Origin of the sequence: Levilactobacillus yiduensis (assembly GCF_024718525.1) — a bacterium.
GTDB classification, from domain to species: Bacteria; Bacillota; Bacilli; order Lactobacillales; family Lactobacillaceae; genus Levilactobacillus; species Levilactobacillus yiduensis.
Window position 1 is genome coordinate 20,776 of sequence record NZ_JAMXAZ010000016.1, and the last position, 22,786, is coordinate 43,561.

A 22,786-nucleotide genomic window follows, 5' to 3' on the forward strand; every position below is an offset into this window, starting at 1 on the left:
CATGGAAACGCAATCGCAATCGCAAACGGCGACGGCCATCCAAACCGCTGCCCAGCAACATCATGAACCCACTTGGTTGATTCACAAGCGGCTCGCGGCCCTGGCCCAAATGCCAGACCTGCCAATGCCACGGGTTCAACGCTTTAACTACCGGGACTGGGCCATGATGCCCGACACCTTTGCTTGGCGTGAATCCACGCCGGAATTGGCGGACGTTGCGGCAAGTGACTGCCAGATCGTCCAGGTCGGCCAGACTACGGTCCGGGTCAATTTACCAGAAAAACTACAGGAACAAGGGGTCATCTTGACCAACATCTTCACGGCGGCTCAAGACTATCCCGACCTGGTGCAAGCCGCCTTCATGACGCAAGCCATCAAGGCCAACGAAAACCGACTGGCCAGCTATCACACCGCTTATTTGAATGCCGGGGTCTTCCTCTACGTGCCGGACAATGTGATCATCGACCAACCCGTCGATATTCAACTGATCCAAGACAGCACCCAAGACCAGCCACTGGTCTCTCACGTCTTAGCCGTCGCCGGTCGCAACGCCGAGTTCTCCTTGAACCAGCATTTGACCACGGTGGGCACTAACGCCAACCTGGCGAACTGCTTGCTGGAAGTTGTGGCTAATGAAAACAGTCACGTGACCATCGCTGCTTTGGATGAATTGGGGCCACAAACCTTGGCCTACGTGGAACGTCGGGCTTATGCGGCGGACAACGCCGTGATCAACTGGGCCGTGGGCTTCATGAACGAAGGCAATACGATCGGTAATTTCGATACCGAATTGAATGGAACTGGTGCGCAAGCCGACGCCAAGGTCATTGCCATTACCGACCATGACCAACGGATGGGTGTGAACACCAAGATCACCAACCGCGGTAAGCACACCAACGGCAACATCTTGCAACGGGGGGTCATCTTAGAGAAATCCGAGTTGGTCTACAACGGTATCGGCGACATCATTCACGGTGCCGCGGGCTCTGAAGCCGGACAGGAAAACCGGTTACTGATGATGTCCAGCGATGCGCACGGCAACGCCAACCCGATTTTGCTGATCGACGAAAACGATGTATTGGCCGGCCATGCCGCTAGTGTGGGTCAGGTCGACGAACAACAGTTGTACTACCTGATGAGTCGAGGCCTGGAACGGGCAACGGCCGAGCGCCTGGTCATCCGGGGCTTCCTGGGGGCCGTGCTTAGCGCTATTCCTGCCAAGGCCGTCCGGCAACAGCTGATTGCCATCATTGAAAGGAAACTTGAAAATGGCCGTTAAAAATTTGGATTTACGCGCAGATTTTCCGATCTTAGACCAGCGGGTCAACGACGAGCAGTTGGTGTATCTGGATAACGCCGCCACGGCGCAACGGCCCACGGCGGTGACTGACAGCCTGGTGCATTTCTACCAGACCGATAACGCCAACGTTCACCGCGGGGTCCACACCCTAGCGGAACGTGCGACCGAGGATTACGAAAACGCTCGGGTCAAGGTCCAACACTTCATCAATGCCGCCGAGGCTGCCGAGGTCATCTTTACCAAGGGGACCACGGACGGGCTCAACCTGGTGGCCAGCACCTATGGCGAACAGGTCATCCAGGCCGGCGATGAAATCGTGATCTCCATCATGGAGCACCACAGCAACCTGATTCCTTGGCAACAACTGGCCATCAAGAAGCACGCCACGCTCAAGTACATCGGCTTAACGGCCGACGGCGAACTGGACATGGCCGACGCGGCGGCCAAGATTACAGACAAAACCAAAATCGTGGCGATTGCCCATGCCAGCAACGTTTTGGGAACACTCAATCCGTTGGCTGATTTGGCAAAATTGGCCCACCAACACGGCGCCATCATCGTGGGCGATGGGGCCCAAGCAGTACCGCACCACCCCGTGGACGTCCAAGCACTTGATGTTGATTTCTACGCTTTCTCCGGCCACAAGATGATGGGGCCGACTGGAATCGGTGCGTTGTACGGCAAGCGCGCGTTGTTAGAACAAATGCCACCGTATCAATTTGGTGGCGAAATGATCGACTTCGTGCACCAACAGGACAGCACCTGGGCCCAACTGCCATACAAGTTTGAAGCCGGGACCCAAAATATCGCCGGTGCCGTGGGCTTAGGCACCGCTGTGGACTACCTGAGTGACATCGGGATGACCAGTGTGGCCGCCCATGAACAGGCCATCGTCGATTACTTATTGCCAAAACTCGTGGCGGACCCGGATCTCGAAGTCTATGGCCCCCACGATCCCGCTAAACATACTGGGGTGATTGCCTTTAATTTGAAAGGTATTCACCCACACGACGTGGCTACTGCCTTAGACATGGAAGGCGTGGCCGTCCGCGCCGGGCACCACTGCGCGCAACCACTGATGACCTACTTGGGTCTGGTGGCGACCGCCCGTGCCAGCTTTTATCTTTACAATACCAAGCAGGACGCTGATCGTTTGTTAGTCGCCCTGGCCGAAACAAAGGAGTTCTTCAATCATGGGGCTGTCAAAGCTAAATAGTTTGTATCGTGAGGTTATCTTGGATCACGCGGATCACCCGCGCCACAAGCACGACCTTACGACCAGTACCAATACCATTACCCTGAAAAATCCCACCTGTGGCGACGTGATCAATCTGTCGATTCAGCTGGACGACCAGGAACAGATCCAAGACATCGGTTTCAGCGGTGACGGCTGCACCATCAGTCAATCTTCCGCCAGCATGATGACCGATGCCGTGATGGGCAAGGACAAAGAAACGGCGCTGCGGATGGCCAAGACCTTCTCCGACATGGTGATGGGCACCAAGCACCCGCAAGCCGACCTCGATGAACTGGGCGACGCGGCAATCCTGTCCAGCATCATGAGTTTCCCGGCCCGTATCAAATGCGCCACGTTAGCTTGGTGGGCGCTCCAGCGGGCTTTACTGAACGAAGAGACGCCGACAGATGAGGAGGAAGCATAATGTCAACGATGCCAGAAGAAGTGGTCAAGGACAAGGACTACGAGTTCGGATTCCACGATGATATTCAGCCCGCCTATTCGACAGGCCGGGGCTTAACGGAACAAACGGTGCGTGAGATTTCCGCAGCCAAGCATGAACCCCAATGGATGCTGGAATATCGCCTCAACGCTTACGAAATTTACAAGAAATTACCGATGCCTAAATACGGTCCGGACCTGTCCGGCTTGGACTTAAAGGACATGCTGTACTACCAAAAAATGACGGATAAGAAATACCGGGATTGGGACGATGTGCCCGCTGACTTGAAGAAGACCTTCGATCGGTTAGGGGTTCCGGAAGCTGAACGGCAATACTTAGCCGGCTCTTCCGCCCAATACGAATCAGAAGTGGTCTACCACAATATGCGAGATGACTTCGCCAAGTTGGGCATCATCTTCACGGATACTGATACGGCGCTACGGGAATATCCCGAACTGTTCAAAAAGTGGTTTGGCAAATTGGTCAAGCCAACCGACAACAAGTTTGCCGCTTTGAACACGGCCGTCTGGTCCGGTGGCTCGTTTATCTACGTGCCCAAAGGTGTCCAAACCAAGACGCCGATCCAATCGTATTTCCGGTTGAACTCCGAAAACTCCGGGCAATTCGAACGGACTCTGATCATCGTGGAACCTGGTGCGCGGGTCGATTACGTGGAAGGCTGTACCGCTCCGAATTACTCGTCGGATAGCCTGCACGCCGCCGTGGTCGAAGTCAACGTCGAAAAGGACGCCTACTGCCGCTACACCACGATTCAAAACTGGTCGAACAACGTGTACAGCTTGGAAACCAAGCGCGCCGCTGCCGCAGAGAATGCAACGATGGAATGGGTCGACGGGAACCTGGGATCTAAGGTCACCATGAAGTACCCGTCCGTTTACTTAAACGGTGAAGGCGCTCGCGGGACCATGTTGTCGATCGCCGTGGCCAGCAACAACATTCACCAAGACTCTGGTGCCCGAATGATTCACAACGCCAAGAACACGTCCAGTACCATCGTGTCCAAGTCCATTTCCAAGACCGGGGGCTCGACGGACTACCGCGGGACGGTGCGTTTCGGCCGTCATTCGGATGGGTCCAAGGCCCACGTGGAATGTGACACCATCATCATGGATGATCAGTCGTCCTCGGACACGATTCCGTACAATGAAATCTCGAACGCTAACGTGTCGATGGAACACGAAGCCAAGGTTTCCAAGATTTCTGAAGAGCAACTGTACTACTTGATGAGTCGTGGGATCTCCGAAGCCAAGGCCACAGAAATGATCGTCATGGGCTTCGTGGAACCGTTCACCAAGCAATTACCAATGGAATACGCGGTCGAATTGAACCGCTTGATCAGTTTTGAAATGGAAGGGTCCATCGGGTAAGACGGACCACAGATCATAGGAGGGTCAACGGATGATATTGGATGAAGAAAAACAGTTAACGCCGGCGGAATCTCAAGTCATGAAGGCACTGGAAATGGTCATTGATCCGGAACTGGGCATTGACCTGGTCAATTTGGGCTTGATCTACGACGTAACGGTGACGGGCGATACTTGTCGGGTCGATATGACGCTGACTACCATGGGTTGTCCGCTGACACACGTCTTGGACGAGGCTATCAAGCAAGTGGTCACGGCCGTTGAAGGCGTGGAACACTGCGAGATCAACCTGGTCTGGGAACCGGCGTGGGACATGGCCAAGATGACCCGCTACGCCAAAGTCGCTTTAGGTATTCACGAATAAGGGTGAGGTAAATGAATATTGGCATCTTTGTGGCTCGCCGCAAGGCCCTCAAGATTTCCCAAGTCAAGCTGTGTACGGGAATCTGCACGCAGGCGACGCTCAGTAAATTTGAAAATAATAACCGCGTTCCGTCGTTGACGATTCTGAGCAAACTCTGTGTGCGGTTGGGGTTAACGGTGGATGATCTGTACCAGGAAAGCGCGGAGACGGCGGTTCAGCTGCGTCACGACCTGGATAACATCGAAAAGGAACTGATGATGGAAAACTACCAGGCTGTCTTAAAGCAGCTGGCTAAAATCAAGATCAACCAAATCGATGAGATCAACGTGAAGATGCAGTTCTGTTACCTGCGCGGTTGCGTGAACGCCCTCGTCAATCAGCAACCTGACAAGATTCTCTTTGACTTCGCGCAGATCTTAAATGATTTAGACGAACGACACCAAACGATTTTTACCCAGCTGGCTTTTCTGGGGTCGGGCATCATGTACGCTCGGCACCAAGAGACACAGCAGGCAGAGTTCTACTTTGAAAAGGTCTATCAACACATCAAGGCCTACCACCCAGACGACCATCTGGATGAGCCCAATCAATACTACTTGCGCATGCTGACACTGATCTTCTTCACCGCCGAATTCTATGCGGGTCAGGAGAAATACCGGCTGAGCAATCAGCTGGTCGATACCGGTGTGCAGCTGTGTTCGGATGAACGGGTGACCTATTACCTGCCACGGTTGAAATTTCTAGCGACGCAAAATGCGGTCAATCAAGGGAAACAACCAGCGACGATTCAACGGCTGATGGATGAGACGTTGGCCTTTACCCGTATCAATCAAAATGAAGTCATTGAGGTGAAGCTGGCGGCGTTGAAGTGCCAGTATAACCGGCAGGTGGCGGAAAATAAGTGAAGCAATCAAGTGTGGGCGATTGCTACGAAGAAAGCGTGCTTGCTGTTGGCGGCGCGCTTTTTTGTTGGAACGATGTCATTAATTAGTTAAGAATGACAACTAACCAGAAGGTGGGTGTTTGCACAAACCGCCCACTTTTTATGTGCAACGGCACAAGAAACGCCAATAACTGTAACCGCTTTAATGACGATATGGTATACTACAGGGATAGGAAGGTAGGCCGCTAAACGGTTATGACCATTGTTGATTAACGGCAATCTACATATTTTAAGTAGTCAACCAGAAATAGGACAGGAGGATGGGCTTTGAATGAGAACGAGAAGTGGATCACGCGTTACTTTGAAAATGCCCCCGTTGCCATTATTTTATTCCGAGAAGATGAGATGTTAGCGTGTAATCAGGCAGCGCGGTGTTTGAAAGCACAGTTGAACTTTGATCCGCATTACTTATATGAAATTGCGCAAGCGGCAGTCGACCGGCAAGGACAGCCTGTAACGGATTGCCCGACCTGTGAAGTTGTCAAGCAGATGCACGAAGTAGTGGTCCCGGTCTTGGCCGAAGAAGATGATTCGGTCGATGCGGGGTATTTGATGTTTTATAAAGCGCTGGACACAGCGGCGCACATCACTTCCTTAACGTTAAAGAGTTGTAGTTCAGTCAATCGGGGCTTGCGGTTGGCGCAACACGACGAGATCAATCGCGTCGTCGTACGGGCCAACGAGGCCGACCGTCATCAAATCTCGGCGGACTTGCACGACAATATTGCCCAAGGGTTGTACTTTGCGACGACCGGGGTCAAACGCTTGGCGAGTGGTGAATTGAGCGCTACTGAGCGGGCTGATCAAGCGGCGGCCATTACGCAGCAGTTGCAGGCCACTTTGGCGGAGGTCAAGAACATGGCGCTGACGGTACGGCCGTCCGTCATGGATGACTTCGGCTTGTTCGCGGCATTGCGGGCACTGGCGACGCGGCTACAAGCCACCACTGGCATTCAAATTTCGGTGAGTGGCAACGCGGCCCCAGAAAAGTTGTCTAGCGCGATTCAAAGTGCGATGTATCGGGTGGCACAAGAGGCCATCAATAACGCCTTGAAACATGCTAATGCCCAAGAAATTATGATTTTATTGGTCGAGCACCATCACTTCATAACGCTACAGATCATTGATGATGGGGATGGCTTTGACGTCAGTCAACACACGCAGTTCAACGGCCATTCGCTTGGTCTGAGTGACATGCGTGACCGCATCAGAGCGCTCAATGGGGTCTTTACGTTAAATTCGCAACCGGGAGCGGGTACTACCGTGCAGGTCAAGTTCCCCGTTTGCACGAGTAAGGGGAGCCTACAAAATGTATAAAGTCTTAGTAGCGGATGACCACGCCATCGTGCGTGAAGGGTTGAAGAATATTATTGACCAACAGGCGGATTATCAGGTGGTTGCGGAGGCCGCAAATGGTAACGATACGTTTGCTCGGGCTGGTCAGGGTGATATTGATATTATTATCATGGACCTGAGTATGCCGCCGGGCGAAAGCGGACTGGTCACGACTAAACGAATCCACAATCAGTATCCCAAGATCTGGATCTTGATCCTGTCGATGCATGGTGAGGAAGATTATGTCGATCAAGCCATTAAGAATGGGGCGGCGGGCTATGTTTTGAAGAGCTCGCCAGATGCGGAAATCATTAATGCCATCACGACCATCGTTACTGGCCGACATTACGTGGACGAGAACGTGATCCTGTTGAAGTCAGACATTGAGAATATCTTGTCTGACGTGGACAAGACGAACCTGTGGGGACACAGCCCGCTATCCAAACGGGAGCGGGAGGTCATGCCCCTGGTGGCGCTGGGGTATTCCAATAAGGAAGTCGCGGCCAAGCTCAACATCACCACGAAGACGGTTGAGGCCCATAAGGCCAGCATTATGCGCAAATTGGAACTGAATTCTCACGTGGATCTGGTACGGTATGCAATTCATCATAAGCTAATTGAATTTTAGAGACACGACAGCGTCCGGGAGAGATTCCCAGACGCTGTTTGAGCAAGATAAGCAAGCCAGCAAGTGAACCCAGCTGCTAGGGGTGAGAACAGCTGGTTGGTTCAGTATACCAGACTGTCAACCGTTTGTGGGGTGCGTTAACTAGTAACCTGGTTGGGGGTTAATTGGTCTCTGGGGTTAGCGATTTGACGAAAAGGGGCTTGATTACCTGGCGTTCCTAGCGTGAATAGCCATAAAAATGGCAATAAAAAATGATGGCGGCCGTTAAAAGTCGTCATCATTTTGTTAATTAGCTCATATATAACGTATATTGTAAATGAGGCGTGCCGGCAGTCAGACTGCCGCTCAGCTTCACGTCCAGGAGGTACGTTTTGGCGTGATGAGCGTCCAGAGCCTGCTCAATCGTTTGGACCAGTTGGACACCCAATTGACCCTTCCCCGTGGTCTCTAAGGTTGCGTCGCCCTTCTTCGGATCGATCAATTTGGCCAGGTGTAAGACGTTGTCCTGGCTGGCATCCGAGATGGTCGTAGGGTCGAGACCCTTGATGCGGACCAGGTTGATGACAGCGGCGTAAGACATTTGTGCCGGTGTCAGGTCGTTGGACCGGTAGTAGTCGAACATCATGGCCAACTGGTTATTGTAGTCGTAGCCATCTTTTTGGAGCTTAGTGATCATGAAGTTTTTCAACGTTCTGTCATCGCCGTTGGTCAATTGCGACGACAATTTTAGCCCATCAGTTGTGAGTTGTTGGCGCCGGTAAGTCCCGGATTGTAAGAAGCCGTGCCAGACCCAACCAGCCGTTCGCTTATTCTTGCTGACCACGTAATAGTAGCGGGCCTTATGGGTGCCGTGAATGAACAGCGCCGTTTGTTTGACGACCCAGGTCGTGTGCGGATAATTCTTGAGATTATGTAGCTTGCGTGAGTGCGACCAGTTCCAAATGGTATGTGATTGGCTGTTCTTGTTGTGGTAGTACATCGGACCGGTCTGAAACGTGATGTGGTCGGCCATCGTGTAGCGACTGGCGTGTGCCGTGGCTGGTAAAATAAGACCGCAAAACAGTGTGGCGGCCGTGATGGTAACAATCTTTTTAATCATCGAATCCCCTCCGCCACTTAGTATACCAGACCGAAAACAATTCGGCGGAATAATCGCATAAACTGCGAATCAGTACAGCATATTATGAGTTGCAATTGCCGGCCAGACCCGGTATAGTTGGGCACAACTAAAAAAGACACTAGGGGTGCCAGTGTGGCTGAGATGGACCAAGTCCAATCCCTTCGAACCTGTTGAGTTCATACTCGCGTAGGAAAGTGGTCGGTCTACTGGGTCATCAGGAAAGCCGTCGTCGTGGGGAACGGGGACTTTTTTGGTAAATCTAAGTAGGGATGTGGGTATTATGTCGAAGAAAGTCTATCCGATGACGCTGACCGCCATGTTGGTGGCCTTAGCGGTAATCGGTGGGAGTGCCTTTTCATTTGCCATTGGGGTGGCCAAAGTCGCGCCAGTGCAACACTTGATCGATGTCGTAAGCGGGGTCTTACTGGGACCGTGGTGGGCCTTGGCCCAGGCCTTCTTGACCTCGGTGATTCGTAATATCATGGGAACCGGGACCGTTTTGGCCTTTCCGGGTAGTATGATTGGGGCCTTTTTAAGTGGCTGGCTGTTCCAGCGAACAGGTAAGTTACTGGCCGCTGCGCTGGGTGAGCTGGTGGGGTCTGGCATCTTAGGGGCCTTTGTAGCCTATCCCGTGGCGGCTTGGCTGATGGGGACAACGGGGGCAATCTGGTTGTTCCTGCCGAGCTTCTTTATGAGTGCGCTGGTCGGCGTGATTATCGGCTACGCGTTACTGAAGGCCATGTGGCCAACCGTAATCGCACCGCGGTTGCACAAATTGCAGGGCAAATAAAAACGCGTGCGTAGCGGCGATTGCCGTTACGTACACGTAGGATGCTCTCGTTTATTTTGCCAATAGATGCGCGCTCATCTTGGTCTGAAACTGTAATTGATAGGACTTACCAGCTTGCGCGATGAAGCGGTGACCAGCTCGTTTAGTCCCATATTTTTGTAGCGTGACGGTTTTTCCGGTCCGCTGCAGCTTGGTGTAAGACCAGGTCTTGTCCAATCGATCATAGGCTCGCAGCCGATATTGCTTCCCGGTTTTCCGGTAGGCTAAGCGATTGCCGCCATAGTCGTGATTGCCGTAGTCGTACATGACGTACAGCCACTTGGGCGTGAGAATCATGGCGTTATTCGTGACGGTCGTGTCGTGGCCCTTTCGTTGGACCCGCGGCTTGGCGTACCACACGCCGCGCATGACTTTAGGCGTCCCCGTGGTCCATTTCGCTGCCTGCGCCGTGGTGGTGCCGCTGACGCCGATGGCCAGACCTAAAGCCAGGATGGTACCTGTTAGTAATTTGTGCAAATTAATCCCCTCCGATAGTGCCAGTATATCAAATTTTTCACGTAACCGGTACCATCGACGAATGGTGGTAGCCATTTTCTAGCAAAAGTTCTAAACTTTTGTTAGGAGGGATTTGCGAAGTGAAAGAGCAAGCAACATTATCCAAGAAAACCATTTTATTGATGGCGGTGGTGACCGGGGTCATCGTCGCCAATCTGAACTTTATTCAACCGATTGAAAACCTGATTGCCGCAGACTTTAATTTGTCTAAGGCCGTCGTTGGGATGCTGGCGATGGTCACACAACTGGGTTATGCATTTGGTCTGTTACTGATTGTCCCCTTGGGAGATATTTTTGACCGCTATCATCTGATTCAGTTCATGATGGTACTGTCGATTGGATCCTTATTACTGGCCCATTGGGCGCCGAACGCCGGCATCTTTGCCGTGGCGACGGCGCTGGTGGGGATCACCTCGGTGGCACCACAGATCATCATCCCCTATGCCGGGTATTTAGCCCCTGGCCTGCAGCGGGGCAAGGTGCTGGGCATCGTGCTCAGTGGGCTACTGACGGGGATCTTGTTGTCACGGTCCTTCAGTGGTTTACTAGGGAGCATCATGCCGTGGCAAGACATTTACTTGGTTGCAGCGGCCATCGACCTGATCTTCCTGATCGTCGTTCACTTTCAATTACCCCATGACGAACGAGGTCATCAGGATTTGAAATACTGGCCGGTCATTCGGACGCTCCCCAAGTTATTCGCGACCCAGCGGCCTTTACGTGGGGCAGCCATCAACGGCTTTTGCATGTTTGGCATGTCCAACGTGCTCTGGTCCACGTTAGCCTTTTACTTGGCGGCACAATACCATCTAGGTAGTAACGTTGCCGGGTTGCTGGGACTATTGGGTATCGCCGGCGTTTTGGCGGCTCCCGTGATTGGGACCATGGTCGATCAACGCTCCCCACGGTTGACGGTGGGGCTGGGGATGCTCTTTTCCGGTGTCGCCTTCGTGATCTTTTGGCTGATTGGCCACTGGATTGGCGGTCTGATCATCGGCATCGTCTTGCTGGACCTGGGAACCCAATTCAGTCAAGTCTCCTGCCAAGCCATCGTCCAATCCTTGAATCGCCAGCAGAGTAGCCGTAACAACTCTGTCTTCATGTTCAGCTACTTTTTAGGTGGGTCCATTGGCACGTTGTCGGCCACCTGGGCGTGGAGTCACGCCGGTTGGCTAGGCGTCTGTGGCGTTGCGGTCGTCTTCTTACTTATCGCGATTGCCGGCCACCTGATCATCGGTGAACCGAAACACTTAGCTACTGATTGAACGAAACTCGTCGCATAGTCGGCGGGTTTTTCTTTTGAGTAAAAGTTGACACGGTGTCACCCACGTGCTAAACTACAGGCATCGATTAAAGTGACACCGTGTCACTCTCGGAACGAAAAGGAGCGAAAACCCATGCCAACCCAGACATTTGACCATTTAAATGCAGAGAAAAAAGACCGCGTGATGGCGGCCCTACTACAAGAATTTTCAGCACACAGCCTAGCCGACGCCCAGGTGGCGCGAATCGTTTCAGCCGCTGGCATTGCCCGTGGCGCGTTTTATAAATATTTTGCTGACCTAACGGATGCCTACCAAACACTGTATCGCGTGGCTATGGCCGCCGTTCATCAAGGCGTGCCGACCGCACCCCAGGGGCCGTTTGACCCGCAGCGCTACTACCAAGCGGTGACGGCATTTCTGACGCACTTCACTGGTAGCCAATACGATGAGCTCATTCAACGCCACTACGGGGAGAACGAAAGCCTTTTACCGGCGCGGCCCGTCCCGACGGACTTACCCGCCGCGGACTGGGCGGCCATGATCCTCAGTCACGCCACGATTAAGGCCGTGATGTTGCGGCCAGATACGCAAGCGGCCGAACTGGCCCGGTTCCAGCAGGCACTGCAACTATTGGCGAAGGAGGCCTGAACATGTTTTTAGCGTTAAAAGAAATTCGTCACGAAAAATTGCGTTACGGTTTGATTGTGGGGATGGTCGTGTTGGTGAGTTATCTGGTCTTCGTGTTGAGCGGCTTGGCATACGGCCTCGCGCAGCAAAACACGCAGGCCATCAGCAGCTGGGGCGCGAGCAAGATCGTGCTCAACAGTGATGCGAATGAGAGCCTGTCGCAGTCGCTACTGACAAAGCAGACGACAGCTAAACTTAACATGACTGCTAACGAAGCCTATATCGGCCAGGCGGGCGTCGTGGCCAAGGCGGCTGGTCAGCCAAAATTATCCGCGCAGTTCATGGGGTTGCAAGCCAACCAATTCGTGGCGCGCCGTCTCCAGGTTACCAGTGGTCATAAACCAACGACATCCCGGCAGATTCTGGTCGACGATAGCTTTCATGACAACGGCTACCGGTTGGGCGACCGGGTGAGCCTGAATGCCGCCGATGGTAAGTATGAAATCGTCGGCTTTACCCACAACGCCAAGCTGAGCGTGGCACCGGTGATCTACGGGTCCCTGGGCACCTGGCGGACGTTAAGCCACGTGACTGCCAACTTTAAGGCCAATGGGGTGGTGTCCAACAATGCCCAGTTTGCCCCGAAGACGGCCGGTGTGCAGACCTTGACGCGCCAACAATTTATTAATAAATTGCCGGGCTATTCAGCGCAGAACACGACCTTTACCTTCATGATTGCCTTTCTGATGGTCATCGCGATGGTCGTAATCGCCGTGTTCCTGTACATTTTAACCATGCAAAAGTTGCCGAACTATGCGGTGTTGCGGGCCCAAGGGATTCCGGCCAGCGTCCTGGTCAAGACCACAATCAGTCAGGCAATGTTGCTGGTCATCGGGGGCCTGGTGATTGGTGCCCTGTTGACCGCGGTGACCGTCTTAGCGCTGCCTGCAGGGGTGCCGATGAGCTTTAACTTGCCGTTGCTCGGGGGTGTCACGGCCGGCATTTTACTGACCGGCGTAATTGGCGCTTTGATTCCCGTTCGTTTGATTTTGCGCGTTGACCCCGTCAGCGTGATTGGAGGCTAGATGATGCCAGCATTAAAATTGGAACATATCAGTAAAAAATTTGGCCACGATACAAATGAAGTGACCGTGCTCCACGATATTAATTTTAGTGCCACCGCCGGAGAAGTCAGCCTGGTGTTAGGCCCGTCTGGTTCGGGTAAGAGCACCTTTCTCACGATTGCCGGTGGCATTCAGACGCCCACGACCGGTCAGGTGCAGGTCCAAGCGCAATCATTGGGCCAACTCACGACCAAGGCGCGAGACGCGTTGCGGTTGAATAAGATTGGGTTTATTTTACAAGCCTACAATCTAGTGCCCTATCTAACGGTTCAAGACCAATTTTCTCTGGTCGACCGGGTGAAGCCACAGGGCAACCTGACCGCCGCTGACCTGACCGCATTGCTCGACCAATTGGGTATTGGTCAGCTGACGCAACAGTACCCGGCCGAGTTATCTGGCGGGCAAACGCAGCGGGTGGCCATTGCTCGAGCGCTATACCAAAATCCGGATATCATCTTGGCGGATGAACCGACCGCGGCATTGGATAGTGCGCGCGTCAAGGTGGTGGGCCAACTGCTCCACGACCTGGCTAAGCAGCATCACAAGGCCATTGTGGTGGTCACCCACGACTTACGGCTCCGGGCATTTGCCGATAAGATTTATACGATAATGGACGGCAAAATGGCGTTAGCGTAAAATAGTTAATCATGTGGGTGAAGGACCACTAAAGCGTGGGAATCAGACCAGTAAGTGCTGGTTGATTCTCACGCTTTTTTTGAGCGAAACATGGTAAACTAAGTGCATTACTAAAGGAGGTTATCTCATATGTTTGGAAAAGAAAAGCCAGCGAATCGGTTTGAGGTTGAGACACCCAAGACAGATGGCGCGACGACGGTGCAAATCATCACGGATCGCGAGACGGGCGTCCAGTATTTACTGGGAATGTACGCCACGTTAGGTTCAGGCATGACGGTGTTGGTCGACGCTGAAGGCAAGCCGTTGTTAAAACAGAGAAATGGTAAGATTACTGATTGAGTTGATACCCAGGTAAGTCCCCCAAACGCGCCAGACATTCCGTCCGGATGGCGTTCACTAGGGCGGCTGGCGCCGTTAGCAACGTTGCGTCTTGGCCCAAATATAAGTACCACCGGGCAAAGTCTACCAGCTGTTGTGGCTGGTCCAGCGGCAAATAACAGTCTAGCTTAGCCGTCTGCTGATACATATCCTGAAATTGTAGCGGTTCTGTGGGGTGGGGATGATGGCGAAACTGACTGATGGCGGTCGCTTTCAGGTGAAGGACAACGTTGGGCCGTGGCCGAGCCGCTTTGATTGCCGCCGTGATGGTGGTGGTAGGAAGCGCTTGGTCTGCGGCAACTGGGATGACTGATTTGATCGTCGTCACCGCAATCTCACGAAATTGTTTCGTGGTCAGGTCCCAGGCGTCCACGACCCAGTTTTCCTGGCGATTAAACACGTGACGGACCCAAACCGTGACAGTGGCATCGGCGAGGGTCAGGTGAAGCTGGCGAGTAGTCAGGCAATGGTTCAGTAAGACCTTCAACATGGGCGGCGCAAAATCAGTCAATTCCGTCAGCTTGGTGTTGGCAGGATTGGTGTGGCTGAAAACGAGTAATTCTTGCAGCGTCAGGAGGTCGTCTTGCTGCGTCTGCGAGGCAATGGCCACCAATTTTTCCGTTAAGGTATTGCGATTTTTGAGATAGGGAAGTTGGGTGTTGCGCGTCGCAAGAAAACTGACAAACAGGGCTTTGAGCTCCTCACTATTGAACTGGACGGCCGGCAGTAGCTGGTTTTGCATGACCGCGTACCCGCCATCGCGGCCAACACTGGCCGTTAGCGGCATGCCAAGTTCCTGGATGTTTGTCAGATCTCGAATGACCGTGCTCCGGGAAACGTGAAACTGAGCCATGAGCTCGCGAATCGTAAAGAATTGGCGGTTATTGATGTAGCGCATCATGGTATTGACCCGTGCCGTTTTATTCATGATAGCCCTCCTAATGGTGTCAGTTTTTGAAACCATTTCTGTGTATACTGAGTCTATCATCTAAAGGAGGCCATCACAACATGGCAAATTACACGATTGAAACCAAACCGGCGTTCACTGTTTTAGGAATCGATACCGTTTTAACTGGGGACTTTCCCACGATGGGGCAACAGAAGACGGACTTCTGGCAGAAGATCAACGCAGATCACGCCTTGGACAATTTAGCAGGAATCAACGACTATCCGTTTGCCGTGAATGAAGCCATCAACGGCGAATTCCACTACTATGCCGGACGGCAGGTCGCGACGGATGCCACGGCCGCAACGGGCCAACGGCTGATTGAATTTCCAGCGGGTAAGTATCTGGTCATTACAGGCAGTGCTACGGACCAGATGGGGCTGTACAACAGTCTGGAAGGGCCAGCCTTTGGCGAGATCCTACCCCAGTTGACCGACTACGCTTACGTGGGTGGTCCCAACACCTCCTACGTCACGGGCAGCGACGACCAAGGCATCCACGGTGAAATGCTGGTACCATTAGTTGCTAAATAATTGGGGGAATCGTCGGTTTAAATGGCTGACGATTTTTTAGTATAATGAAAAAAGTAAAATACGAGGAGGCTTTCCCGTGAAACACGAATGGCGTAAAGCAGAAAAGGCGTGGTACTTGCCCAAAGCACCGACGTTACTGACATTACCCGCAATGAATTTTATCACGCTTACAGGGACTGGGGACCCCAACCAGCCGGACTTTGGTGAACACGTCGCGGCGTTGTATCCGGTCGCTTATCAGCTGCGCATGGCACTCAAGCGCGGTGAAATTGGCGAACCGTACGTGTACACGGTCTATCCCCTAGAAGGCGTGTGGACGACTACCGATGGGTCACGAGGCGCGACCCTGAACAAGGCTGCGTTAAGCTATAAAATTATGTTACGTCAGCCAGATCGATTGACCGAACGTGATTTTGACCGGGCATTGGCCGCTGTTCAGGCTAAGAAAGCGAATCCTTATTTGGCTAAGGTGACCTGGGAAACCTACGCAGAAGGCCGCGTCCTGCAGACGGTGCATCATGGACCGTTTGACGATGAGCCAGCAACGTTTGCAAAACTGCAGACGATTTTAACTGAGCAACAGCTAAAAGTCGTTCCCATCATGGGCGACTACTGGCACCGCGAGATCTACCTGACAGATCCCCGGCGAACTGCGCCGGAGAAGGCCAAAACGGTGTTGCGATACCGGGTCGCGCCTAAGTGAATGCAGCACGGCTCGCACTGGCCGCCTTACCGTTCGCCAAATTTGGACCGTGACGCTGTGGGAAGGACCGGTCGAAGCCAAAGAGCGGTCTTCAACCTCGCTTCGAGCCGAAAAGCACGTCTCGCAGACGCCCGTTTCCAAGTAGGTCACTTGAAAACGCCCACGGCTGAGTACAAATTTAGCTCACTCTCGGCTACGTGGCAGAATGCCCTTAATGTGGATGGGTATTGCTGTTCCGGCGTGGCTACTCCTAATTGTGATTGGGCTGTCTGACAGGTACTGGTGGTAAATTAGATTAATACTTGTACTCCCGTTGACTGAGGATTAGTCAGAAAACATTTGCACTTGAAACTTTTAGTTAATTACAAAAATAAAGAGTCGCTCAATTGAGTGGCCCTTTTGGTATACAGGGGTGTAACCAACCTCCGTAAAAATACGTGTATGCTTTTGATATGTTAACAGTAAAATATTTAGTGCAACCACTGCAACACTTCATCCAGCGTGGTGACCATGTGTGTTGGCCGGGCGGCTGCGGTTGGTTGGGCATTTTCACGGTTGACCCAGATGGATGGCCACTGTAAGTCGTTGGCCGGCACAATGTCACTCGGATACCCTTGGGCAATGTGCCAGTGGTTCTCTGGGGTAAACCCATAGTGCTGATCGACGGCATTGAAGAAGGTGTGGTCCGGCTTATACGCGTGGACGTCTTCAGCGGTCCAGATGTCAAAAGGCACCTGAAGCGCATCGGCGTTGGCTGGAATGATATCCCAACTGGAATTGGACATCATGATTAAATGATAGCCGCGCTCACGCAGGGTCTTCAGGGTCGCGATGACTTCTGGGAATGGTGTCAGGTCCCGGTGTGCCATCAGGATTTCCGGATAATAGCGTTCGAACTGGTGCTTGAGGCCAAACTGATAGTCCAGATGAATCAGGTTATTACGCGTTAAAAGGTCGTAGTCCAGGTAGGGATGCATGTTGTTGCGGTCAGCCTGATAAGTGATGAACCGTTGCCGCGCTAATTTAACATCCACCCCGATCTGATGGGCTGCGCGGACGATCTCGGCGTAAGTCCCTTCTTCACGGAGAAGCGTGCCGTAGCAATCAAAGGTTAAAAATTTTTTCATAGTAAGAACTTCCTCAGTAGTTAAATCGCGCATAAGCAAAAAAACCACCCGCAAAGGTGGTTTTTAAGATGTCATACACAATCAATCTTGTTTTTTTGATGACGACCACGAGGGGGTAACCAGTGGGCCGTCAATTTTCATGGTCGGGCGGTTAACCCCAACCCTGGTGTTTGCAAGGAGTATCGCGAGTGATTACGGGACTGGCCGCAATCGTCGCGCTAGTTGTCTGGTTATTTTGCGTCGTAAGCAGCTTGGAAGATCTTGATGATATCTTCTTTAGTCCCCTTACGAGGGTTGGAGAAGGCGTTCCCGTCCTTCAAGGCGTTTTCGGCCATCAGCTCGAAGTCTTCTGGCTTTGCACCGATTTCCTTGATGGACTTTGGAATACCAACGTCTTCTGACAATTGCTTCATGGCCTTGATGGACAATTCAGCAGCGTCACGCGTGGATAAACCATCGGTGTTTTCACCCATGATCTTAGCTAATTCAGCAAAGCGTTCTGGGCAAGCGATGATGTTGTATTCTTCAACGTAAGGCAGGAGCAAAGCACAGCAAACACCATGAGGCGCGTCGTATTGACCACCCAATTGGTGAGCCATGGCGTGAACGTAACCCAAGTTGGCGTTGTTGAAGGCCATCCCGGCTAACATTTCAGCTTCGACCATCTTAGTCCGTGCTTCCAGGTTGTGCCCATTGGCAACGGCTTCACGTAAGGAAGTTTCAATCAACTTGATGGCTTCGATACATTGTGAGTCGGTGATTGGGTTGTGGTCAACGGAAACGTAAGGTTCAACGGATTGCACGAAGGCGTCCATCCCAGTTGCGGCAGTTAAGCCCTTAGGCACATCCAGCATCAAAGTTGGGTCGTTGAAGGAAACCAACGGAATATTCCGCCATGAAACGACAACGAACTTCAAGTGGGTTTCTTCGTTCGTGATAACAGCGTGACGAGTCAATTCTGAACCCGTCCCAGCAGTTGTGTTAACGGCAATCAATGGTGGCAAAGCCTTGTCCAGCGTTTCGATCCCGGCTAATTTGGTGATATCGTCACCATTCGTCAAGATAATGCCGGCACCTTTACCAGTATCATGAGCAGAGCCCCCACCAACAGTGATGATGGAGTCGGCGCCTGATTCTTCGTAAAGTTTCTTAACTTCTTTGATGTTCCGAATCTTAGGGTTCGGTTCAACGTTGTTGTAGACAACGTAGTCAACACCAGCAGCCTTTAAGGAGTCGAGCGTTTGTTCAACCGCACCGTTTTCCATTCCTTCAAGGAACTTATCCGTTACGATGACGGGCTTCTTCATCCCTAACATCTTTGCACGGTCACCAATCTTGCTAATTACGCCAGGGCCAAAAAAGTTGACGCTGGGCATAAGAAAATCATAACTACGTTCAGCCATTATACAAATGCCTTCTTTCGGAAGTTTTGAAAATCATTGGTACCAATTTCACAAAGCAATTATAACTAAAAAATTTACAGTTTGCAACTGGTTTCGAAAAAGAGTTGGTTAGTTGTGTGATAAAACCTGGTATTATCGCTGATTTGATGGTATTCGCTGGTCGATAAGAAAATTTATTTAACGCTTACAAAATGGCAAATAGGTTAATGAAAGATTAAACAAATTGTTCTCATTTGGTCGTGATTTCGCAATTGAATGCGCACATGCGTGAGGTTTCAGTGGGTCGTGAACCCCCTGCTGGAATTTACCGTGACGACATTAAATGACGTTTACCGGAAACCATTTATCTAATTAGTTATATTCGATGCTGGTCGTTGTAGTTGTTGACTACTTGCCGTAAACTTGAGGTATTGGATACATAACAATCTTTCAGACGGAGGCGGATTCACATGATAAAGCACACACACTGGCTCACGTTGCTGGCAGTGGGATTGGCGGCCAGCGGTCTAGCAGGCTGTTCGTCCAACTTGAGTGGCCATCAGGTCAAGGACGCGCTCAAACAGGCACAGTCGAGCAAGAAAACCAGTGGTAAAACAGCTAAGGATGAGTCGATCATCAAGGCGGCTCAGGAACTGAATGCAGATGGCAAATATAAAAAGTCTAATCAAAAATTAAGCACGATTAACCTGACAGATCTGAACAAGAAGGGCTTTGGTGCGCTCAAAACCGAATTTTTCAGTTTGCAGAAGAGTAATGACAAATTTCTGCTGAAGAAGAGTCAGGGGAAACAAGCCACTGGGACGACTGGGTCGACTAGTCAGGCTAGTGGGAACACGACGACCACGTCAACCACGAATCACAGTTTTGACGGCTATAGCAAGTACACCGGCGATTACTATTTCTATAATGATGACGATGGTGACCGGCAACAAGAGACCCTGACGATTCACGGCGACGGGACGGTCGTGCAAAACAACAACGACGGCTCAGCCTTTCACGGAACCGCGACCATCAAGAATTCCAGCGCGTCGGGCGTCTTGTCCTATGACGTGACGACGGGGACCAACGATACCAAGACCATCGATGCCAACGTGGAGATCGACGTGACCTGGAGTAATGGCGAGCACGAAGCCTACTACGGCTACACGTCTTACGATGACGATATCGTCTTGACCGATGGGAATTCTTATGATGGTGATTTGGTCAATGAAGTTTGGATGCAGTAGTAAACCTGACGTGCGCAGGGGCCAAAGTTTTTGGCGCGGCGCACAAAATGAGTTTAGGCGGTCGTACCTAAACTCATTTTTTTGAGGAGGAGATCATATGAAATTAACCGGGTTACTGGCCCTTTGCGTCGCGTTGAGCTGGGGGGCGGCGGGCTGTCAACGCCAAGCACCGCAGCGGTCGGCGGCAAGCTCATCGGTCGCGACCCACCACGCGACCAGGCAAGCGTCCCAGCGCAAGACACCAACTGTGCGTGCCCACCAGACAACGCAACGGTCGACTGCACACCCCCAACTGCCGTTAAAAGCAATTGCCCAGCAGACGATGGGGCAGCTCGCCGGGCAAAATGCGGTCTACATACAGACGACTGGGGGACAGACCCTGAGTTGGCGGAATCGTTCGCAAAAAGCGGCCAGTGATATTAAGCTATTTATTTTGGCGACGGTCTATCGGCAGGTGACCGCGGGCACCTTCAATTTATCAGCGCCCTACACCTTGCGTGCTGCCGATAAAGTTGGGGGTACCGGGAATCTGCAGGCCCAACCAGATGGCACGCGGGTAACCAACCGCGACTTGTTGCGGGCCATGATGACCGTGAGCGACAATACGGCAACCAATATCGTGATTCGCCGGGTTGGCGGGCTAAGTGCGGTCAACCAGGAAATTAAACGGTTAGGGGCCACGCAGACCGTCTTGCGGCGAAAGATGATGGACCAACAAGCCCTTGCGGCAGGCCGCGACAACGTCACCTCGGCCCGGGACCTGGGCCAATTATTAATGAAATTGTGGCAACACCGGCTGATTTCACCGACCGCAGATGCGGCCATGCTCAAGCTGCTGGCGGCCAACACCAATCACACCAAGTTACCTCGTCACGTGCCGGCCGGTCGTCAGGTCTATAACAAGACGGGGGAGTTCGACACGTACGGCGTGGAAAATGACGCCGCAATTTTTGCGCAAGGCAAGCGCGCCGTGGTGGTCGTGGCCTTGTCGCAACATGGCAGATTAGACCAGCAGATTCCTGCGATGAATCGCCTCGGCCAACGGGTGGATCACGTGGTCTTTGCGGCTGAGAAGTAAACGGTCCACCGCTAGCTAGGAGGGCTATAATGGACCTAGCTGAGAGGATTAGAGGGATTGGCAATATGAACAATATGCAAGAGCATCAGCAGCAGGAACAGGCGGCGTGGCAGGCCCGACAACAGGTAGAACTGGCCAAACTGCATGGGGCCCAACACCATTTGTACCTAAACGTGGGCGCCTACCTGGCCATTTCCGTGATTGAATTTTATCTAGCGGTCATTGGCCATTCGCAAACGTTACGTGCGGATGCATTTAATAATCTATCGGGCATTATCTCGTCGGTGCTGTTACTGATTGGCATCTACATCGCCCGGGATATTCACGACGATGACTTGATGGGGCAGCCGCTGCCGGGAGATTACAGCCACAGCGGCCAGCGCCTCCAACTGACGCGTTTTCACTACGAGACCGTCTTTACCATGATCACGGGAATCGTGATGATTGCGATTGCTGCTAGCGTCATCTATGGCGGGATCAAAAGCTTGATGCATCCGGCGGACCAGGAGATTCCCCAGCCGATTACCTTGCTGGGGGCCGGCGTGGCGACGGTCATCATGTTGGGTGTCTGGTGGCTGAACAAGCGCACCGGGCGGAAATTAAAGAACGCGGCGTTAACGGCCGCAGCGCAAGATAGCTTGAGCGATGCCGTGACTAGCCTGGGCACCATGATTGCCATCGGCGGGGCACTAGCGTTTAAGCTGACCTGGCTCGATGGGGTGGCCAGTATGTTAGTCGGGATCTTTATCCTGACGGCGGGCATCAAGATTTTCCGAGAGAGTAGCTTGAACCTGGCGGATTACTTTGACCCACAAGTCGAAGAACAATTTCGCCAAATGGCAGCGCGTTTCGCTGGCGTCAAGCGGGTCGTGGATTTGAAAGCCCACTACAACGGCAACGTGGTCACGGTCGGCATGGTAATTGCCGTGGACGCGCACATGGAAGTGCAGGACAGCTACCGTCTGGGCGAGAAGATTGAAGCGGCCATGCGCCGCGAATTCGGGGTCGTCGATACCAACGTGATGGCGGTGCCGGCAGAATAGGAATTGGAAAATGATTGGCTTGACGAGATGATGTCGTGGGCCAATCATTTTTATGACTAGGAGTTATTAATGATTATTAAACATTGATAATTGTTGATAGCTGATGAAAAATTGATACTTACCAAAAGGTGCCTACTCCCCAAATCGACAGTTAAGGCGTACAATGAGGAAAAACATTTGGGAGGTCATCACGTGAAAAAGTCATACGACAATGGGGTTGAGGCCACGCTAGGCGTTATCGGGGGTAAATGGAAGCCACAACTGCTCTGCCACCTGGGTAATCAGCCACAACGGACGTGTGACCTGCGCCGGGAGTTGCCGGCCATTTCGCAAAAGGTGTTGACGCAACAGCTCCGAGAACTGGAACATGACGGTATCATTGTGCGGCACGTGTTAGGCGACCGTGCGCCGTTCAAGGTTACGTACGCCCTGACTGATCTGGGTCGTTCGTTGGGCCAGATTCTGGTTCAAATGTCTGTGTGGGGTGAACGCCGGGCCAGCGAGGTACCAGACATGGAAGTGACCCATGATCACAGCGGATTCACACATATTTTAACGACTAACTAGGAGGTACTTTTAAGTGCCTTCTTTTTTTATT

The 22,786-nt window shown here is 52.3% G+C and carries 25 protein-coding genes and 1 riboswitch; of the genes, 20 read left to right on the forward strand and 5 right to left on the reverse strand.

Annotated elements, in window-relative coordinates; translation table 11 throughout:
* The first annotated feature begins 1 nt into the window (after nucleotide 1).
* From sufD to NGM66_RS09515, 8 genes are all read left to right on the forward strand, one after another.
* Nucleotides 2-1,279 carry a Fe-S cluster assembly protein SufD gene (gene sufD / locus NGM66_RS09480; protein WP_208910941.1) on the forward strand — a complete coding sequence of 426 codons (1,278 nt, stop codon included), beginning with the start codon at nucleotides 2-4 and terminating at the stop codon, nucleotides 1,277-1,279.
* Nucleotides 1,269-2,516 carry a cysteine desulfurase gene (locus NGM66_RS09485; RefSeq protein ID WP_208907337.1) on the forward strand — a complete coding sequence of 416 codons (1,248 nt, stop codon included), beginning with the start codon at nucleotides 1,269-1,271 and terminating at the stop codon, nucleotides 2,514-2,516. The genes sufD and NGM66_RS09485 overlap by 11 nt, the downstream gene beginning before the upstream one ends.
* Complete coding sequence (sufU, locus tag NGM66_RS09490; RefSeq protein ID WP_208907338.1) at nucleotides 2,494-2,961, forward strand: Fe-S cluster assembly sulfur transfer protein SufU; 468 nt, start codon at nucleotides 2,494-2,496, stop codon at nucleotides 2,959-2,961. Before NGM66_RS09485 ends, sufU begins: the two co-directional genes overlap by 23 nt.
* Nucleotides 2,961-4,367 carry a Fe-S cluster assembly protein SufB gene (gene sufB / locus NGM66_RS09495; protein WP_208907339.1) on the forward strand — a complete coding sequence of 469 codons (1,407 nt, stop codon included), beginning with the start codon at nucleotides 2,961-2,963 and terminating at the stop codon, nucleotides 4,365-4,367. Before sufU ends, sufB begins: the two co-directional genes overlap by 1 nt.
* A 31-nt stretch (nucleotides 4,368-4,398) precedes the next feature.
* The gene (locus NGM66_RS09500) at nucleotides 4,399-4,728 is read left to right on the forward strand and encodes a metal-sulfur cluster assembly factor (protein ID WP_208907340.1); all 330 of its coding nucleotides are present in this window, start codon (nucleotides 4,399-4,401) and stop codon (nucleotides 4,726-4,728) included.
* 11 nt (nucleotides 4,729-4,739) lie between these two features.
* Nucleotides 4,740-5,633 (forward strand): helix-turn-helix domain-containing protein, encoded by an 894-nt coding sequence (locus tag NGM66_RS09505; protein ID WP_208907341.1) that lies wholly within the window; start codon nucleotides 4,740-4,742, stop codon nucleotides 5,631-5,633.
* Between the two features lie 305 nt (nucleotides 5,634-5,938).
* A complete protein-coding gene (locus NGM66_RS09510) occupies nucleotides 5,939-6,988 on the forward strand; it encodes a sensor histidine kinase (RefSeq protein ID WP_245155278.1) in 1,050 nt (349 codons plus the stop codon).
* Nucleotides 6,981-7,634 (forward strand): response regulator, encoded by a 654-nt coding sequence (locus NGM66_RS09515; protein ID WP_208907342.1) that lies wholly within the window; start codon nucleotides 6,981-6,983, stop codon nucleotides 7,632-7,634. Before NGM66_RS09510 ends, NGM66_RS09515 begins: the two co-directional genes overlap by 8 nt.
* Before the next feature lie 289 nt (nucleotides 7,635-7,923).
* Here the strand turns inward: NGM66_RS09515 and NGM66_RS09520 are convergent, their stop codons facing one another.
* Nucleotides 7,924-8,733 carry a hypothetical protein gene (locus NGM66_RS09520; protein WP_208907343.1) on the reverse strand — a complete coding sequence of 270 codons (810 nt, stop codon included), beginning with the start codon at nucleotides 8,731-8,733 and terminating at the stop codon, nucleotides 7,924-7,926.
* Between the two features lie 131 nt (nucleotides 8,734-8,864).
* Nucleotides 8,865-8,964, forward strand: a riboswitch (TPP riboswitch).
* A gap of 70 nt (nucleotides 8,965-9,034) precedes the next feature.
* Between NGM66_RS09520 and thiW the strand changes: the two genes are divergently transcribed.
* A complete protein-coding gene (gene thiW / locus NGM66_RS09525; RefSeq protein WP_208907344.1) occupies nucleotides 9,035-9,544 on the forward strand; it encodes an energy coupling factor transporter S component ThiW in 510 nt (169 codons plus the stop codon).
* Nucleotides 9,545-9,595: 51 nt separating this feature from the next.
* Here the strand turns inward: thiW and NGM66_RS09530 are convergent, their stop codons facing one another.
* Entirely contained in the window at nucleotides 9,596-10,135 is a 540-nt protein-coding gene (locus NGM66_RS09530) for a hypothetical protein (RefSeq protein WP_258115582.1), read from the reverse strand.
* A 44-nt stretch (nucleotides 10,136-10,179) separates the two neighbouring features.
* Between NGM66_RS09530 and NGM66_RS09535 the strand changes: the two genes are divergently transcribed.
* The 5 genes from NGM66_RS09535 (at nucleotide 10,180) to NGM66_RS09555 (ending at nucleotide 14,090) form a co-directional block, all read left to right on the forward strand.
* Nucleotides 10,180-11,364 (forward strand): MFS transporter, encoded by a 1,185-nt coding sequence (locus NGM66_RS09535; RefSeq protein WP_208907346.1) that lies wholly within the window; start codon nucleotides 10,180-10,182, stop codon nucleotides 11,362-11,364.
* Between the two features lie 132 nt (nucleotides 11,365-11,496).
* Complete coding sequence (locus tag NGM66_RS09540) at nucleotides 11,497-12,012, forward strand: TetR/AcrR family transcriptional regulator (protein WP_208907347.1); 516 nt, start codon at nucleotides 11,497-11,499, stop codon at nucleotides 12,010-12,012.
* Nucleotides 12,013-12,014: 2 nt separating this feature from the next.
* Nucleotides 12,015-13,076, forward strand: coding sequence for an ABC transporter permease (locus tag NGM66_RS09545; protein WP_208907348.1), 1,062 nt, complete (start codon nucleotides 12,015-12,017; stop codon nucleotides 13,074-13,076).
* Between the two features lie 3 nt (nucleotides 13,077-13,079).
* Nucleotides 13,080-13,751: an ABC transporter ATP-binding protein gene (locus NGM66_RS09550; protein ID WP_258115587.1), complete on the forward strand. Its 672-nt coding sequence runs from the start codon at nucleotides 13,080-13,082 to the stop codon at nucleotides 13,749-13,751.
* A gap of 129 nt (nucleotides 13,752-13,880) precedes the next feature.
* Nucleotides 13,881-14,090, forward strand: a complete 210-nt coding sequence (locus NGM66_RS09555) for a DUF6440 family protein (protein ID WP_208907349.1) — start codon at nucleotides 13,881-13,883, stop codon at nucleotides 14,088-14,090.
* Here NGM66_RS09555 and NGM66_RS09560 read toward each other — a convergent pair.
* Nucleotides 14,080-15,057, reverse strand: coding sequence for a helix-turn-helix transcriptional regulator (locus NGM66_RS09560; RefSeq protein WP_208907350.1), 978 nt, complete (start codon nucleotides 15,055-15,057; stop codon nucleotides 14,080-14,082). The genes NGM66_RS09555 and NGM66_RS09560 overlap by 11 nt on opposite strands.
* A gap of 80 nt (nucleotides 15,058-15,137) precedes the next feature.
* On the opposite strand from NGM66_RS09560, the gene NGM66_RS09565 reads away from it, so the two are divergent.
* Both NGM66_RS09565 and NGM66_RS09570 read left to right on the forward strand, forming a co-directional pair.
* Nucleotides 15,138-15,608 carry a GyrI-like domain-containing protein gene (locus NGM66_RS09565; protein ID WP_208907351.1) on the forward strand — a complete coding sequence of 157 codons (471 nt, stop codon included), beginning with the start codon at nucleotides 15,138-15,140 and terminating at the stop codon, nucleotides 15,606-15,608.
* Nucleotides 15,609-15,684: 76 nt separating this feature from the next.
* Nucleotides 15,685-16,311, forward strand: coding sequence for a GyrI-like domain-containing protein (locus NGM66_RS09570; RefSeq protein WP_208907352.1), 627 nt, complete (start codon nucleotides 15,685-15,687; stop codon nucleotides 16,309-16,311).
* Nucleotides 16,312-16,781: 470 nt separating this feature from the next.
* Here the strand turns inward: NGM66_RS09570 and NGM66_RS09575 are convergent, their stop codons facing one another.
* Nucleotides 16,782-17,438, reverse strand: coding sequence for an HAD family hydrolase (locus NGM66_RS09575; protein WP_208907353.1), 657 nt, complete (start codon nucleotides 17,436-17,438; stop codon nucleotides 16,782-16,784).
* A gap of 230 nt (nucleotides 17,439-17,668) precedes the next feature.
* Nucleotides 17,669-18,841 (reverse strand): iron-containing alcohol dehydrogenase, encoded by a 1,173-nt coding sequence (locus NGM66_RS09580; RefSeq protein WP_208907354.1) that lies wholly within the window; start codon nucleotides 18,839-18,841, stop codon nucleotides 17,669-17,671.
* Nucleotides 18,842-19,290: 449 nt separating this feature from the next.
* Between NGM66_RS09580 and NGM66_RS09585 the strand changes: the two genes are divergently transcribed.
* The 4 genes from NGM66_RS09585 to NGM66_RS09600 all read left to right on the forward strand — a co-directional run bounded on the left by NGM66_RS09585 (nucleotide 19,291) and on the right by NGM66_RS09600 (nucleotide 22,755).
* Entirely contained in the window at nucleotides 19,291-20,067 is a 777-nt protein-coding gene (locus NGM66_RS09585; RefSeq protein ID WP_208907355.1) for a hypothetical protein, read from the forward strand.
* Between the two features lie 97 nt (nucleotides 20,068-20,164).
* Complete coding sequence (locus NGM66_RS09590; RefSeq protein WP_208907356.1) at nucleotides 20,165-21,145, forward strand: serine hydrolase; 981 nt, start codon at nucleotides 20,165-20,167, stop codon at nucleotides 21,143-21,145.
* Between the two features lie 65 nt (nucleotides 21,146-21,210).
* Nucleotides 21,211-22,188: a cation diffusion facilitator family transporter gene (locus NGM66_RS09595; RefSeq protein ID WP_258115583.1), complete on the forward strand. Its 978-nt coding sequence runs from the start codon at nucleotides 21,211-21,213 to the stop codon at nucleotides 22,186-22,188.
* A gap of 192 nt (nucleotides 22,189-22,380) precedes the next feature.
* Nucleotides 22,381-22,755, forward strand: coding sequence for a winged helix-turn-helix transcriptional regulator (locus NGM66_RS09600; protein ID WP_208907358.1), 375 nt, complete (start codon nucleotides 22,381-22,383; stop codon nucleotides 22,753-22,755).
* The last annotated feature ends 31 nt before the right edge of the window (nucleotides 22,756-22,786 follow it).